We start from the raw sequence: 17,006 nt of genomic DNA, 5'->3' as shown, positions 1-17,006 counted from the left end.
CGGACGGTCCGGCCGATCGGCGCGTACAGGACACTCTGGCACACCGCGATCCGCGTTGCCACAGGCCTTCGGAAATCTGTGGATATGTGGATGAAGTTATACTTATCCACCACGCGCAGGGGGCAGCAGCAGGACTGTCGGCCAGTTACCGTCCGCCTGCAGTCCCGCATCCGAAGCGGTACAGCGCCCACCCGTCGGCATAGTCGCCGGCATCGGCATAGTCGCGCACCTTGACGAGCGTGCCGTCCGCCACATACCGGTCGATCAGATCCTGGCGATGGAACGGATCGTATTGCTCCTTGAAGGTGAACATCTGCAGACTCTCCGCCTGCGGCCCCATCGCCAGGAAATACTCGGGCTCCTCCGGATTGATCGGGCAGACCGCGTCCAGCAGGACGTCGCCGTCACCGGAGTCGAAGGCGCGCTCCACCTGTCCGAAGATGGCCCCGTTCTTCTCGGCCATCGGATTGTAGATCGGGAACAGCATCTGCGTGCCGAACGCGGCCATGCCGTACATCGAACCGTTCAACGGGTCGGAGATCACGGTGGCCTCGTCCCCCACGGTTTCCGCCACATCCTTCAGGATTTCGTATTTCGTGCCGGTGAGCTGTTCGGTGGGTTGGTCGTCACTCAACTCGTAATTGGCTCGGATCGAATCGCTCATCGCCGCACGCGTGGTGTCCGCGAACAGGCAGGTCGCCGTCAACGCCGTCACCAGCGCCACAGCGATGACCGTAGGCATCATCGAATACGTCCGACCGGATCTCACGCGGTTGCGTCCCGTCCGCTCGTCGGCGATTGCGACCACGTCCTCCGTTCCCGCAGACATGCCGGTCCCAATACCAACGTCGGCGACACCGATGACGGCACCAGCGTTACCACGTCCGCCAGCGCCGCCCCGAACGCACGCCAGCATGCACACGGCGAAACAGATCAGCGGCACCACGCCGAGCGGGATCATCGTCAACGGCCGCGTCTCCGCCCGATACCAGGCGGCGGCCACGATGTTCGGGAACCATCCGGTCAACGCGGTCGAGCACACGTAGACCAATCCGTTCAGCAGGAACGCCAGCAGCAGCGATATCGCGTCCTTGCGCACCTCGCGAGCGGTGAACGGCCGTTCCGAGAAGCGCACGGCAGACCGGCAACCGGATGATGCGGTACCCACGCCGTCGCCGGACCCGCCACCGGGGCAGGCATCGCGACCGTCGCCGGTTCCACTATCGCGACCGTCGCCGAAACCACCATCGGGACCGCCAGTCTTCGTCGATGCCGATGCGACCGCGAACCATCGCGGCCGAACCATCACCAGCACAACCACCAGCACGGCCACCGCCACGCCTGCGGCCATCACCGCCCCGGCAACGCCTGTCAGGTTCTCGGTCACGTACACGCGCAGCGCCTCCGGCACAGTGCGGTTCGGCACGAAGGTGTGGAACCAGCTGGACGGGTCGAAATACCGGTCGGACCGGTACGAGGACATCATGTACAGCAGGAACGCCACCGCGCACACCGCCACGGCACCAACCATGGCCAGGATCAGCTTCCACGGCAGACGCAGCAGCACGAACGGCCCCATGAACAGCAGCCAGGTGAACGCGATGCGCGGATGCGCGAACAGGCACAACCCGCCGGTCAGCACCGTGACGGCCATCCATCGCGCGATACCTTGCCGCGCGGCAATCGCATCGAACAGCCGCAGTGTTGCGACCATCCAGAACGGCAGTAGCGAGGTCGCCAGCCCGTAGGCGAGCAACGGCCCGGATTGCAGCATCTGATACGGATGGCAGGGAGAGACCACCGCCAGCAGCGGCACCAGCACCGCCATCGCACTGGAGAACGGACGCCACGGCGTACGGCCGTCCACCCGCCGCGTCCAATATCCGATGAACATCTGCATGCCCGCCGGCCAGATCAGACCGGCACCCACCAGCCACACCACGTTGAACGCCGCATAGACGCTCACGTTCAGCCCCAGCAGCTCGCCGGCCTTCACCAGCCCCGCCGCCAGCAGGTGGAACAGGGGCGGGTAATACGCGTCATTCGGCCAGAGGCGGGTGGCCGCCCCGACCCCTTCGTCCAGGATCTTGCGGATGAAATAGTAATGCGCCGGGGCATCGATCTGGTGCAGCGGATAGTTCCACACCGCCTCCCCGCGCGGGAACCATGCCAGCACCACCGCGAACGCGGCCAGCACGCCCAGCACGGAGCAGATCGGCAGCAGCAATCGACCGGGCATCATCCGTTTCGCCACAGTCCGCACCGTAATCGCCGGCACCGCGGCTGTTTGCGCGGCAACCGACCGTACAACGGTTCGCATGATGTCTGCCGATGCTTCGCCACTGCACGCCTCACCACTGCACGCCTCGTCGCTGCCGTTCTCCGCATTGTTCGCCGACATATCCGCCACGGCTTCGACTCCCGTCATCCGTCGTTCTTCATGCACCCAGCCATCGTATCGCCGCACACGGAACTCAGACTCCCCGCCGCCACCGTCTCATCACCCCTACAATCCCGCGGTTTCCAGCGGGCTTTCAGACTTCCCCAAGCGGTATAACAGAATTGCACAAGATAACATACACGTAGCCTGACCATAGTGGTGGCTACGGGCGACCCGCCGCGCACACCTCGCCGCGGCCGGTCGCCCGGCCACTGTTGACCCGCGGCGACGGCCATCGCCTTCGCCGCACCGTGAGAGAACTGGAGAAATGCCGCATGTTCGTTCTCAAGAATGCGTGGGCCGCCGTGATGCGCCGGAAATGGCGCTCGCTGCTGACCCTGCTGATCGCCCTGCTCGTTACGTTCGGTTCGATGTTCGGCTTGGCGGTGGCCGCGGAGAACGAGACCGCGAACGGCGCCACCTATGACGCCCAGCAGGCGAACGCCACCATCACCCTGTCCGACAAGGGGTTCGCGGAACGAGACGGCGCGGATCCGTCCTGGCCCGACGATCATCTGATGTCCTGGGACGATTACACCGCGTTCGCCACTGCGGCGCAGTCCACCGGCCTGCAGTTCAGCTATACGGTCACCGAGTCGGTGCCGGTCCGGCAGAGCGAGTCGATCAAGCCGGTCGGCACGGCGGATGAGGCAAGCGCCGACGACACCGGCGGCGAGCTCACGCTGCGCGGCTTCTACACGCTGGATGCGGCACGCGCCAACGACCTGGGTCGTTACCGCGTGGTGGAGGGCAAGCATCTGAGCTACTCCGGCCGGGCGCCGAAGGGTGCGCTGATCTCGCGCGAGGTGGCCGACGCGAACGGTTTGAAGGTCGGCGACACGTTCACTGTGGGCCATCCCACCGATGCCGATGCCACGATGGAGATGACGGTCCGCGGCATCTACGAGTACGTGGACGATGACGCGCCGTCCGGCCGTGGCGACGACGCCAGGCTGAGCAAGGACAACCGGCAGAACGCCATCTATGTGAGCGCGTACACGTTCATTGTCAGCAACAACCTCGATTCCGGCGAGGAGACCGGATGGGCCAAGCCGGATCTCAACATCATGTTCATGCTGTCCAGCCCCGACGACTACCAGTCGTTCGTCAAGGCCGCCAAGAAGGCCGACGCCGAGCTCAAGGACGGGTATGAGATCTCGTCGCCGTCGTTGGAGGCATACCGCAAGTCGATCGCCCCACTGGGTGCGCTGAACGACACGATGCGGATCACGATGATCGCGCTGTGGGTTGCGGGCGGCCTGCTGCTGGTGGCGTTGGTGGTCTCCGACGGCCTCCGACGGCGCGAGGAGATCGGATACGCGCTGACCGTGGGCGTGTCCAAGACGCGTCTCGGCTGGCAGTTCATGCTGGAGGTCTGGATGGTGACGCTGCCGGCGTTCGCGATCGGCGCGCTGGCCGGCGGATTCGCCGCCGGACCGTTGGGAGCCGCGTTGGCCGACGGCCATGCGACCGCGATGACGGCCGACGTGGTCTGGACGATGGTCGGCGCGGGGCTCGGCTGCTGCCTGGCGCTGGCGTTGGTGGCGATGCTGCGCGTCGCCGCGTTCAAGCGCATCTCGCTGTTTGATTCCCGTTCGGAGGTGACGGCATGACCGACAAGGAACTGAAGGATATGGACGAGACCACGTCGATGGATACGACCGCTGCGGCGGACACCGCGACCGAGACGGCGGACGTGAACGAGGCGGTGGACGATGCGCTGCTGTCCGATGTGGACGAGTTGCCGTTCGACGTGGATTTCGACGATGACGACACCGACGACGACATCGCGGATGTCGCCACGGATGTCATCGGTACCGACGACGGCGAGCGCGACGGTAACGTCGACAACAGCAACGTTGTCGACGACGACACCGACGACGTCGACGACGAGACGACCGGTGTCGATACGACGTCCTCGGCACCGGCGGACGGCGGCGCGGACGTCGTGGCCGCGAACGCCGACCACGTCAACGCCATGCTCAGTCTGGCCACGCCGAGGGAATCGACCGACGACGAGTCGTCCCCCGATTACATCGAGACCCCGCGTTCCGCCTCGTCCGCCACGGCCGTCTCCACCCACATCGACCGTGAGGTCAAGGTCGGCGACGAGGATCTCAACCTGCTGCGCGCCTACCCCACACTGTCGCTGCACGACGTGACCTACCGCGACCGCAAAACCGGCCGCACCCCCGTCGAACACCTGACCTGCGCGTTCGCGGCGGGCACGGTCTCCGCCATCCTCGTGCCCGACGGCGACGATATGGCGCGCACGGCGATGGTCGGCCTCCTGTCGGGATTGCTGATGCCGGAATCCGGCCACCTGATGAACCGCAGCGCGGAGTACCTCAGCATCGAACCGCTCGAACTGCGCGGACACCGCATCGGCCTGGTGCCGCAGCGGTTCGCGGTGCGCGGCGATCTCTCTCCGGTGCGGAACCTCGTGTACGCCATGGACGCCTCCAACCGCAACTTCCTCAAGCCCAAGCCCGTGCTGGCCCGCGAACTGCTGCTGGCGTCCGGACTGGACGAAACGCTGTTGGACAACCGCGTCGATTCCCTGAACGAGGTCGATCGTCGTCGTGTTGCCATCGCACGCGCGGTGTGCTGCGAGGCGGAGGTCGTGGTGCTTGACGAACCGTTGGACGGACTGGAGGACAGCGAACGCGACGCCATCATGGAACTGCTGCGCGGCATCGCGCACGGCGATCCGAAGCGCTGCGTGGTGGTCGTGACGCAGGACGTCGCCGTTGCGGAATCGGCGGATCAGACCGTCACGCTCTGACGGCAGGCCGCGCCGTCGGAAGCCGCCAATCAGATCATGCGCATGTGCCAGTGCTCGGCGAGCGCCGGCACGTCGGGCATGCCGTATTCACGGACCAGGTCGAGCCAGCGCCGCTTGTTGTCCTCGCCGAAGCGGGCGGCGCGGGCCGTGTAGGCGTCGGCGGACACGAACTTCGGCGGCACGGATTTGCTGTGGTACTTGTCCGCCACCATCACCGACTCCTGCTCCAGATTGAGCGGCACATAGTCGTCGGGCGGCAGCGGCAGTCCCTGGGCGATGACGCTTTCGCGCGTGAGCCCCACGCCGGTGTGGTTGCGCGCGAATTGCGCGATTGACTCGTCTACGCCCTCCTCAAGCAGGTACTCGTAACCGAGCAGACCGTGCAGGATGTAGCGTTTCTTGCTGAACTCCAACGGTTCGCCGTTGCTGCCGTTATGCTTCTTCTTCAATACGCGGTAGGTGCCGATGTCGTGCAGCAGGCCACCGATCACCACCAGGCGCTCGTCGATGAGGCGCGGCGGTACGGTGCCGCCGGCCACCCCGTCCGTAGGAGCCGTGACGGTGGATTCGGACACAACCACATGCGGGGCTGCCGAAGCGCGCTCCGGCAGCCCCGGGTAGCACCCGGTCCGTTCCGGCGCATCGACGGGCAGGGTGCAGCGGCGCATGAACAAGGCGTTGCGGCGGCGGGCCAGTCGGCGGGCGATATCGGCTACGATGACGCAGTGCGTGTGGATCAGGTCGTAGGCCGCCTGCGAGGGGGCGATCTTGCGATGGAGTTCGTCGATCTGTTCCATGGTGGGAATAATGCCGCTCATACCGCCATTCTATGCGCGAAACGCTAAATCCCGCAGATCGTCTCCGCTTGTCGGACGAGTGCCCGCCGGCCTACAGAACGGACGCCACCCGGAAGAATCGGAACCTTGTCCGATTCGGTCATCGCGCCGGGCATCCGCCATACGCCTCATACGGGTGTTCCGCGGGCGGCACGCGGCTCGCACGGGATGGCCGAACACGCGGCGAGGGCTTACCCTAGTAAGTATGGAAATTCATGTTTTGGACCACCCGTTGGTGGAACACAAGCTCACTGTCCTGCGCGACAAGAACACCTCGTCCGCAACGTTCCGCGAACTCGTCTCCGAGCTGGTCATGCTCGAGACCTACGAGGCCACCCGCAACATCGATGTTGTGGACTGCCCGATCGAGACACCGATCTGCCCGATGGTCGGCAAGAAGCTGTCCGACCATCCGCGTCCGATCATCGTGCCGGTGCTGCGCGCCGGCCTGGGCATGCTCGACGGCATGACCCGCATGCTGCCGACCGCCGAGGTCGGGTTCCTCGGCATGAAGCGTGACGAGGAGCATCCCACGCAGCAGATCACCTACGCGAACCGTCTGCCGGATGATCTGACCGGCCGCCAGTGCTTCCTGATCGACCCGATGCTCGCCACCGGCGGCACGTTGGTCGCGGCCACGCACTATCTGGCCGAGCGCGGCGCCAAGGATGTGACCGCGCTGTGTATCATCGCCGCCCCGGAGGGCATCGAGTTCGTCAAGGAGCACATCGACCCGTCCATCGACTTCAAGGTGGTGGTGTGTGCGGTGGACGAGGGCCTCAACGAGAAGGCCTACATCGTCCCCGGCCTGGGCGATGCCGGCGACCGCCTCTACGGCGTCATCGACTGAGCCCGTCCGCCTGTTACGGAAAATCCCGGCTACCGAATACCTGGTGGCCGGGATTTTTGCTACACCACGCCCGATGTACCCGGGCCATTTGTGACTCTGCGATATCGCGACCGTGATACGACCATCAAATCGGCAGAATAACGCCGTTTCCTACAATGTGTCACAGTCACGATGTCGCAAGGTCACAATGTGTCAGAGTCCGGCATGGGGCCGCGGGCAGCGCGCGGCGATTATGCGCGGCGACGTTGGATCGCGATGGCACCGGCACCGAGCAGGGCGATCAGCACTGCGACGCCCATACCGATGACGGCGCTGCCAGTGGCGGGGATCCGCTCGGGATCGGCCTGCCCGTTAGCAGTGGTTTCGCTACCCGGCTGGTCGGGATCCGACGTAGTATCCGGGTTCAATCCTGGCTCCGGATTCGGATCAGGGTCAGGATCGGGATCAGGATTCGGTTCCGGCTCCGGCTCCGGCTCGGGTTCCGGTTCCGGCTCGGGTTCGGGCTCCGGCTCAGTGTCCGGCGCGACCGCATGCACCTGCCATTCGGCGACGGCGGTGCTGCCGGTTTGCGGTTGGTCACCGAACGACTGCATGACCAGACGCAGCTTGCTGGTGGTCACCGGCTCAGGCCAGGTGGCTTCACTCCACCCGTCATTGGAAACCGCCCAATGCCCAGGCGCGTTACGCTCGGCCGTGTAGGTGGCGTCGGGAACATCTGCCCAGGCACCGGCACCGTCCTGCGCCGCGGCATCCCAGTATTGCAGACGCCACGCGCGGGGAATCTGTAAGCCGGCCCCGCTCTGCGGATCCGTCTGATCGGAGGTGAACTGCACACGACTGGAGTCGATGACGACGTCGCGATCCCATGCATATTCCAACGCCGTCTCGCCCACGTTCGGCCAAGTACCCCAGATGCACTCGTTCTCGACCGTGCATCCGTCGGGAATGATCACGCCGTCGTTCAACGCGGCCGCGCCCCTGGTCCATCCGGATTCCGCGCCGCTGGAATCCGTCACCATGGCGTCACGCTCGATATAGCCGACCAGCGGCACCGAGGCGTCGGAGGGGATGTCGGCGGATACCGGCGTCGACCTATTGCCGGCCACATCGGTGGCGCGGAAGGTCACGCTCTGCCGCGCCGGAGACGTTGCGGCAATGGACTCACCATCCTGGTACGCCGTCCAGTCGCCGTCGTCGAGCCGGTATTCGATGCCGGCCAGACCGGAACCGTCATCGGTAGCGGACAAAGTCATCGTACGAGTGCCGGCATCCACACTCGATGTGACGACCGGCGCTTGCGTGTCGACCCATATCTCCGCGCTTTCCGGTACGGAGACACGGCCGGCCGTGGTGGTGGCTTTGGCATGGACGCGGACCAGTCCTTCACCCGTCACTGGCACCGAAGCCGAATTCGCTCCCGCGGCCACGGTCTGCCATCCGCCAGCCCCGATCTTGAGTTCGAGTTTGGCCAGAGGCGCACCGCTGGGATCCCGTCCGGAGATGATGGCGACAGGCTGGGTCACCTTCCAACCCTCGTTCCCTTCGACTCCGGCGAGCGCCACACGCACGGTGGGTCGCTGCGATTCGCCGGATGGGGCATGGCCGTCCTCCACCTGAACGTTAATCGTCACGTTCCCGCCCAATGGGTCGTTATCGGAACCGTTGGCCGGCACGCCGGCGACCACGCCTCGCACCGTGAAGGAACCGGCTTGGGAGTAGGAGACCGGGTCAATAGGGCGCCAGATGACGGGCGCGTCCACGCCGACGCCGGGTTCGCTGCCATAGGTCACGTGAACGGTGAACGGCAGGGTCGGGGCGATGCCGGTGGCGGTGGTGACGACGGCGGGATCGGTGACGGTTGGGATGTCGTCGACGGCGTGCACCTGCCATTCGGCCACGCCGACGGAAGCGTATCCGCCGTCGACGGGCTGGGCGGTCATATCCAGTTCGAGCGCGGTGGCGGTCACCGGGGCGAAGGTCACGACGTTCGGCTGATCCGCGCCAGTGGCGGTCGGATAACCGCTGGGTTCGGGCACATCATGCCAATCGCCCTGTTCGTCGAGATAGCGCAGCTTCCAGGAAGCCGGCGCACGCAAGGCATTGGAATCCACATCGAACCAGACGGTGGCGGAGTCGATGCGAACCGCCCCGTCCCACTGGTAGATGAGCGCGTCGACGGACTGCGCCTGCGGCATGCCGCGGTAGTTCGTCCAATGATTGGGCGGTACGACGGCGGCCTGCAGCACGCGGCCGTCATTGACGGCCCCCTTCCAGGAAGCGGTTTCGGTGTACGTGGCACTCACGGTTGCATACGGGGCCACGTTGTCGGACGGGGTCAGACGCTCCGCCTTGGTCGGATGGGCCTGGGCGCTCATCCGCCCATCGGCCCATGACACCTCGTCGATGGATACGGCACGGCGGAAATCGGTGCCTCCGGCTTTGTCGCCGGTATGGTAGGTGACCCACCACGTATCGCCGAACGGCAGCACGGAGGGATGCATGGTGGTGGAGGACCCGGATTCGAGCAGGACCCCTTGGTAGGTCCACGGACCGAGCGGATCGGAGGCGGTGGAGTACTGCACGCACGCCTGATAGTTGGATTCCACGCAGGTGGCGATGCCGGAACCGGGTTTGCCGCCGTCGTACACGTTATAGTAGACGCCATCGCGCTCGAACACCCATGCCGCCTCGAAGAACCCCTTGGGACCGTTCGCGTATGAGCCCCCATTGGCCGCGGTGTCGAGCCGGGCGTTCACGTCGGCCGCGTAGGCGCTGCCGAGCACATCCTGCTCCGGGTCGTAGTCGGGGATGGCGGACAACGCATCGGCGTCACGCATCGTGAAGATCTTCGGTGTACCATGCTCGGAACCGTCCACTGTCTCCAGTTGCGTGTACGAGGTGCGTCCGGTGTCCGGATCGGTGGCCATGCGCACGGCGAGTTGGCTGTTGAAGGTACCGAAATGCAGATACCCCTTGCCGTCGCCGTCGACGAAGAACGCCGGGTCGATGGTCTCGATGCCCGTCTGCGTGGTGGTCAGCAGCGGTTCGCCGATGGCGTCCTCCCACGGCCCCAACGGGCTCCGGGAGCGTGCCACGCCGATGGAGAACGGGTCGGCACCGGCCGGCGCATTGCGGTCCTTGACGGGAATGTAGTAGTAGAACCAGTCATCGGAGGGGTCCTCGGCGGTGCCGCCGTCGTCAACGGCGACATGCCCGGCATAGGCCCCGTCGCCGGTCGCCCAGTCGAACAGGTCGGCCTGCAGGATGTCCTTGTAATGGGTCCAGCGTCCGCCGGCGGGGTCGTCGGTGACGTACACGCCCCAGTCATGCATGTCGAAGCTGCCGTAAGTGGGCGCGGCCTCGTCATGCCCAGTGAAGACGAACAGCTTGCCGTCGTAGGACAGAGCGGCGGCGTCAGCGGAGTAATAGTTGGCGTCCAGGTCATCGGGCGTCGCAACGCCCTCGTCCTGGCCGATCGGGTTGCGTAGGGCCGCCGGCTTGGCGCTGTTGTCGATCTGCGCGACCTCGACGGTGGGGTTGACATACGGCAACGCGTCATAGGGATGGCCGGCGACGCTCGGTGCCTGCGCCGCGGTATCGGCCGCCACGGCTTGGGTGGGCAGCAGCGCGGCCGCCATCAGAACCGCCGTGGCCGCGGCCAACGTACGGATACGTGTATTCATCGCATCGATGCTTTCTTGTGTCATGAAATATCCGGGGTACGGGCGGCGGGGCCGCCTATGGCAAGGGCCGGAACCGTCGTCGTTCCCGAAAACGGTTCCGGCCCTGCGGTCAGGTTCCATTCGAGTTGGTCGAACGGAACCATATGGTGTCAGCTCACTTGCCGGTCATGCGGCGGCGAGCGGCGAGAGCCACGGCCCCGGCCAGCGCCAGCAGCGCCACGGCGGCGACGCCGATAACCGCGGCGCCGGTGGAGGTCAGCTGACCGGCCGGCTTCTGGCCTTCGACGCCCGTTGCCGGCTTCAGACCGGCGAGCGCGTCCTCGATGGCCTGGACGGCGGCGTCCGCCTGCGCCTGGGTCGCGTCCTTGTCGGACAGGACCTGCTGCGCGTTGGAGAGCGCCTCATCGAGGGCCTTGAGCGACTCCGCCGTGTAGGCGGTGCGGTCAATGGCCTGACCCTTGGCGATCGTGGCGGCGAGCACGGTCGTGTCGACGGCGCCCGGCTCATCCGGATCGGTGGTCTCGGCGGGCTTGAGGTCGCGGATCGCCTGCTGCAGCGTCTCCGCGGCGGCGTCCACCTGCTCCTGGGTCGCTTCGGCGGAGGTCAGGACGGCCTTCGCGTCGGCGAGCGCACCGGCGAACACGGCCCACGATTCCGGCGTGTAGTCGGCTTCGCGGAGCGCGTCGGCCTTGTCCACGGCCGCCTTCAAGGCGGTCTTGTCGGCCTCGACCGGTTCGACCGGCTTGGTCTCCAGGGCGGCGACCGCATCGTTCAGCGCTTGGGCGGCGTTGTCCACGGCCTGCTGGGTGGCGTTCGCATCCTGCAGGACGGTGTTGGCCGTCTCCAGGGCGGTGGCGACGGCGGCCCAGGTGGCCTCGGTGTAGGCGTTGGAGTCGAGCTCGCCGGCCGCGTCGATTGCGGTCTGCAGGGCGGACTTGTCGGCCTTGGCGACGAGGTTCTTCTGCGCGTCCTCAAGTGCGGAGGTGGCGGAGGTGACGTCGGGTTCGGTGGCCTCGGCGTTGGCGTACACGGACTGGGCGTTCGTGAGCGCTTCCGCCAGCACCTGCCAGGAGGCCGGGGTGAACCGGTTCTGATCCAGAGCGGACGCGGCGTCGATCGCGGCCTTCAGCGCGGTCTTGTCGACCGGTTCGGGTTCGGGCTCGGGATCCTCGCCTTCCACGGCGTGCACACCCCATTCAGCGACGGCGGTGCCGTAATACGGGATGGAGGCGCCTTCGATGGTGGCGTGCGGGTGCAACACCAGACGCAGACCGGTGGTTTCGACCGGCTCGAAGGTCACGGTGCTCCAGCCGCCGTCCTCGGCCTCGCCGCGGTGGGTCGGATCGTTGCGGACCACGGTGTAGGCGCCGTCGGCCGTCGGAGTGACGGACACCCAGTTGCCCTCGGCATCACGGTACTGAATCTCCCAGCTGTCCGGGATCTCCAGGCCCGGGTCGTCCTCCTGGGCCTCGCTGCAGTTCGCCCAGAACTGGACGCGCGACGAGTCGATGGTGGCGACCTCATTCCAGGTGTATTCGGCGTAGATGCCGTCCTGGGCCTGTCCCCAGGTGCCCCAGACCATGGCGTTCACGTCGGCCTTGTCGGTGTCCGGCCAGGTCTGGTCGATCACCACGCCGTCGTTGAGCTTGCCGGCAGCCGGGGACCAGCTGGCCTCAGCGCTGACATTCAGCCCGGAGGCCTGGCCTTCGATCCAACCTTCCAGCGGTTCCGGCTCGGGCTCGGGGCCCGGTTCCGGCTCCTGCGCATCGTTCGGGTTCACGAGCACGTGGACCGTCAGACGCGCCGGACCGCTGGCGCCGTCGGCGACACCGGTCACGACGTAGTCGTTGACGGTGTTCAGGTCGATGGCGGCCACCTCGTCCTCATTCCAGGTGACAGCGCGGTCGTCCTGGGCGCCGTTGGGGAACTGAACCGGCACGGTGGTCGGCAGATCGATCGACGCGGCACCACGGTAGACGCTCTGTTCAATCGGCTGTGCGGTACCGGAGTTCTGGTTATCCGCGTCGGACTTGACGTTGAGGATGGCCTGCGCACCGCTCAGGGCGCCGGTCACGGTGCCGTTGAGGGTGATCACCGCGCCGTCGACGAGCTGGTCGTCGGTGACGGCGGGCCAGCTGACCTTGAGGTCGTGGCGGCTACCGTCCGCGTAGTGGGCGCTGACGGTGGTCGGCAGGTCAAGCTCCTCGGCGGTGGTGCCGGACTGCACCATGCGGTGCACGTCGTCCACGCCGAGCGGGTCGGCGGCGTAGGCCTCCAGCTCGCTCAGGCCCACCGGGGTGCTGGAGAACACCACACGCATCGCAGTGGTCCACACCTGTTCGAAGGACACCGAGTTGCCCTCGGCACGGTTGACGGTGTACGACTGGCCGTCCTTGAGCGTCACATCCTGCCAAGCGCCCTCGGCATCCAGCACCTGCACCTTCCAGCCGTTCGGCATCGGCACGCCGCCGCCGTCGGACCAGAAGTAGGCCTGCACCTTGCTCAGCGGCACGGCGGCATCCCACGTGTAGGTCACCGTCGGGTTCCGGTCCTGCGACTGACCCCAGTTGTTCCACGACTTCATCGGGTCGGTGCCCTCGAGGTCGACGATGCCATCATTGAGGATGGCCACGTCACCGATGGCGTAGCTGTTGCGGGAGCTGGCCTTGGCGGTCGCCTGGGAGGCGATGTTCACGGTGCCGTCGGAGGGAACGCCGTGCACGGTCACATCCATCGTGGAGGTCTTCTCGCCGTCGGAGGCGGTCAGGCGCAGCACGTAGTCGCCTTCGATGTTGAAGGTCACGGTCGTGCTGGCGGCCTTGTCGTCCATGAAGGAGGCGACGCCGCCCTCGGGTCCGGAGACCTGCGTCCAGGTCACGTCGAGGTCGCCACCCGGCAGACCGTCATCCTTGACCACGCCGACGATTTCAGCGCCGGACGAGGTGCTGCTGTCGACGTACGCGTCGATGCTCGGAGCCTGGTTGGTCGGTTCGGCGGTCGGCTCGATGCCGGTGTTGTACGCCTGGATCGACTTCAGACCGATGGCCTGACCGGCCTGCGGGGTGAAGGTGGCACGGATGGCGGTGGCCGTCACCGGGTCGAACTGGATGCGGTTGTAGTTCGCGCCCGCATAGGTGGGCGTACGCACCTGGTTCGGCAGCGCCTTCCACTCACCGGACTCGTCCTGGTATTCCAGCGTGTAGACCGACGGCTCCTTGTAGCCGGTGATCGTCTGGGAGGACGAGGTCTGGTAGAAGTACAGGCGCACGTCGTCGATGGTTTGCGCGCCGTCCTTGAAGGTCACGGTGATCGAGTCCTCGGCGTTCTCGGATCCCTTGGTGCCCCAGAACGACTCCATGACGTTCTTGCCGTCCACCGCATTGGTGGCCGGGTATCCGTCGGCCTCGTACGTGGCCTCGACGTCGGCGCCGCGCGCCACGTCGATCTGGCTGTCGGAGGCGGAATCGATGTTCTGGCCGGAGGTGGCGAAGATCTCGGTGACGCGGTCGTCGGCGCCGTAGGTCACCTGGTTGGCCGCGGGCAGGGTGGCGGTGATCGCGCCGGTCACCTGGGCGCCCGAGTCATCCATCACCTCGACGGTGCCGGTGGCCGGATCGTAGATCAGGTGCGCCAGCTTGTCGGATGTGAACACGGGCTTGCCCGCCAGGTACAGCGTGTAGCCCTTCGGGGCGTTGTACGTGCCGTCGTTGTTCCACACGATGGACAGGTCCTGGCCGTGGTAGCTCAGGTTGTTCACCGTGAAGTGCTCCCAGCCGGGGATGGCGATCGGGTTGAGCTCGATCCTGTTGTCCTCGCGCGGCACCATGCCGGCCACGTCCTCGATGATCGTCCAGTTGGTGGTGCCCAGCTGGGTGTGATGGATCCAGGAGCGGTAGGTGATCTTGCCGCCGTTCTGCGTGGCGTCCAGGTTCTTGTCGACGTTGTTGACCGTGTCGTCACCGTTGAGGTCGCCGACTTGGTCGTTATCCATGTTCCAGAACTCGTTCTGGTCGGGATAGTTGTTGTTGCCGCCCTGGTAGTGCGCGAAGGCAACCCAGTACAGCAGCTTCTTGAACGACTCGTTGGTGATGTAGCCGTTCTCGTCGGCGTTGTAGTCGCGGATGCCGGCGGAGTAGATCTGCAGCAGCGGCGTGGCGTTGATGATCGAGAAGTTGTTGGAGCCCGGGAAGCCCAGTTCCTCCTTGTCCGCCTGATTCGCGGTGAAGAACGGGAAGATCGGGAACTCGTCGGCGTCCTCGAACAGGCGCAGCGCATCCTCGTACTCGGCCTTGTACCCGTCCTCACCCTCGGAGGGCATCAGCCCCACGGAGTACGGGTAGTAGTTGTTATTCTCCTTGTACTTGGCGAAGGCGCCGTCGCTCAGCCACTTGTGCTGGATGAGGTTGGTCTCGGGGTTCCACAGCTCATCGAGCACCTCCTGCTGGATCTGGTCGGCGGTTTTCTGCATCGCGTCGGCCTTCTCCTGCAGCTCCGCCTTCTTGACCTCGTCGCTCTCCGCTTCCGCGGCGGCGTAGTAGGCCTGCGCGGAGGCGTTGGCGTTCGCCCACATGTTGGCGGAGCCGTCGGCACGGTCCATGCGCTGCCCGCTGCGGCCGGGCTCGGAGAAGGAGACGGCGTCGGCGTCGTTACCGGTCATCGACCACCAGGACCAGTCGATCAGATGGTTGTCGTTGTCGTTCTGGTCGTCGTTGTCATCCGGTTCGCTGGCGGAGTTGAGCAGACCGTTGACATCATCGGAGCCGTAGTCGCCCAGCGCCTCGGCCAACGACGAGGGGCCGCCGTGGACCTTGTAGGAATCCCAACCGGCCTTGGTGATGTACTGCGTGTAGCTGTGGTTCCAGTTGGCGGGATCACCCGGGTTGTCATGGTAATAGTAGTATCCCGATTCGCCCTTCTTGGCGGTCTGTCCGGCCGAGACCCAGGTGCCGTAGGCCAGATCCGGGTTGCGCAGCCACTTGGTGTCGTTGATGAACATGCCGGAGGTCAACACAATCTGGTTGTTGTAGCCGAGCACACCCTCGATGGAGGTCGGATACTGGAACGTGTTGCCGGGCATGTTGGCATCGAGCGAGTTGAATCGGGCGAGCCACCACCGGTAGACCACGGTCTTGTCGATGTTGTGCTCCGGGGTCTCGACGTACGGGATGTTGTCGACCCACCACTGGTTGTAGGTGGTCACCGAATCCTGGTAGGAGGCGGCGGGATCCACTAGGTCGCCGGTGGCACGGGCCTCATACTCGGCGGTGGAGCCGGGCAGTTCGTCAGCGATCAGACCGAGCTGGACCTTGGTGGTCTGCGGGACGTTGGCCTGAAGCGCGAGCGTGGAGACGAGCGCGCCGTCCTGCACGGTGAAACCGTTGCCGGAGAACCGCGGGTACAGCGTGGTCAGGTTGTTCTTGACGTTGACGCGTCCGGTCAGCTCCGTGGCGCCGTCCTCGCCGGTGTCAACGAACGGCGATTCGGCGGTGAGGGTGACCTCGCCGTCGGCGGTGTCGGAGACCTCCAGGTTGGCCACCATCACGTTGTTCTCAGTGATGTACTTGGTTTCGGTGATGGTGAGGGTGCCATCCGCATTGGTGAACACGGTGGTGAAGTAGCTCGGGGTCTGCTTGCGGCGGGACGAATCCTCGCGCATGGTCTGTGCCGCACCGTTCAGGCTCACCGTAATGGTGAAGCCGTCCATGCCGGTCTGATCCCAGTAGGCGGCGTCGCCGACGAAACCCAGCGCGCCGGGGGTGTGCGAATACATGTACGCCGCGCGACCACGGGTGAACAGGTAACCGTTGCCGTCGGCGCCCTCGTAGCGGTATTCGTCGGCCTCGTTCTCGCCCGTGCCGTTGGGCTGCGCCCCGGTGCGGGAGAGGATCTTGTCGATGTAGAAGTCGTGGGCCGTGTCGGTGCCGGCGCCGTTGGCCACATCCTTGTCGAAGATGGTCTTCAGGTAGCTGGTCGACGGATCGTAGGTCAGCCCGTTCTCCTCAAGATACTTGAGGTAGGTGGGGTCATCGGATCCATAGAAATGGGGATACCCCATCGCCGAATTCGGATTGTCGATCGATGTACCGTCGGCGGCGGCCGCGGTCGACACCGGAACCAGCATCGACGCGGCGACCAAGCCGGCGATCAGCGCCGTTCCCGATCGCGTGAGCACGGTGCGGAAGGCAGACCTTCCTCCCGGCCTCATCTGTGAACTCATGGATTGAACTCCTCTCAGGCTTTCGCCTGCTCTGCTTCATTGCAACGACCGCCGTCGAGACGCCGACTACGGCCAACAGCTCGAAATGAGAGAAAATTCCGCGAAAGATTTACTGGAGACTAACTTCTTATTCGCAGCAATACATAATTATACCTAGCGAAAGCCTTTTTGCAATTTTCGTCGTGTCTGCATCAT

At 65.5% G+C, this 17,006-nt stretch carries 7 protein-coding genes; 3 read left to right on the top strand and 4 right to left on the bottom strand.

The features are described 5' to 3' along the window. Positions 1-145: 145 nt before the first annotated feature. Positions 146-2,254, bottom strand: a complete 2,109-nt coding sequence (locus B4C31_RS06725) for a DUF6541 family protein (protein WP_291531851.1) — start codon at positions 2,252-2,254, stop codon at positions 146-148. Positions 2,255-2,715: 461 nt separating this feature from the next. Here B4C31_RS06725 and B4C31_RS06720 point away from each other — a divergent pair, with 461 nt between their 5' ends. Together B4C31_RS06720 and B4C31_RS06715 are read left to right on the top strand one after the other, a co-directional pair. Continuing rightward, positions 2,716-4,053 (top strand): FtsX-like permease family protein, encoded by a 1,338-nt coding sequence (locus B4C31_RS06720; protein WP_291531850.1) that lies wholly within the window; start codon positions 2,716-2,718, stop codon positions 4,051-4,053. After that, positions 4,050-5,225 (top strand): ATP-binding cassette domain-containing protein, encoded by a 1,176-nt coding sequence (locus B4C31_RS06715; RefSeq protein WP_291531849.1) that lies wholly within the window; start codon positions 4,050-4,052, stop codon positions 5,223-5,225. Before B4C31_RS06720 ends, B4C31_RS06715 begins: the two co-directional genes overlap by 4 nt. 29 nt (positions 5,226-5,254) lie before the next feature. Here the strand turns inward: B4C31_RS06715 and B4C31_RS06710 are convergent, their stop codons facing one another. Beyond that, positions 5,255-6,043 carry an HD domain-containing protein gene (locus B4C31_RS06710; protein ID WP_291531848.1) on the bottom strand — a complete coding sequence of 263 codons (789 nt, stop codon included), beginning with the start codon at positions 6,041-6,043 and terminating at the stop codon, positions 5,255-5,257. A gap of 223 nt (positions 6,044-6,266) precedes the next feature. Between B4C31_RS06710 and upp the strand changes: the two genes are divergently transcribed. Beyond that, the gene (gene upp / locus B4C31_RS06705) at positions 6,267-6,911 is read left to right on the top strand and encodes a uracil phosphoribosyltransferase (protein ID WP_291531847.1); all 645 of its coding nucleotides are present in this window, start codon (positions 6,267-6,269) and stop codon (positions 6,909-6,911) included. 230 nt (positions 6,912-7,141) lie between these two features. Here upp and B4C31_RS06700 read toward each other — a convergent pair whose 3' ends face one another. Next, complete coding sequence (locus tag B4C31_RS06700; RefSeq protein WP_291531846.1) at positions 7,142-10,594, bottom strand: OmpL47-type beta-barrel domain-containing protein; 3,453 nt, start codon at positions 10,592-10,594, stop codon at positions 7,142-7,144. A 154-nt stretch (positions 10,595-10,748) separates the two neighbouring features. After that, positions 10,749-16,799: an Ig-like domain-containing protein gene (locus B4C31_RS06695; protein WP_414631855.1), complete on the bottom strand. Its 6,051-nt coding sequence runs from the start codon at positions 16,797-16,799 to the stop codon at positions 10,749-10,751. Positions 16,800-17,006 lie beyond the last annotated feature (207 nt).

The sequence above is a fragment of the Bifidobacterium sp. UBA4282 genome, from assembly GCF_002394995.1.
GTDB classification, from domain to species: domain Bacteria; phylum Actinomycetota; class Actinomycetes; order Actinomycetales; family Bifidobacteriaceae; genus Bifidobacterium; species Bifidobacterium pullorum_B.
The sequence above is the reverse complement of the archived record's forward strand: the minus strand, read 5'-3'. Positions and strand labels throughout refer to the sequence as shown.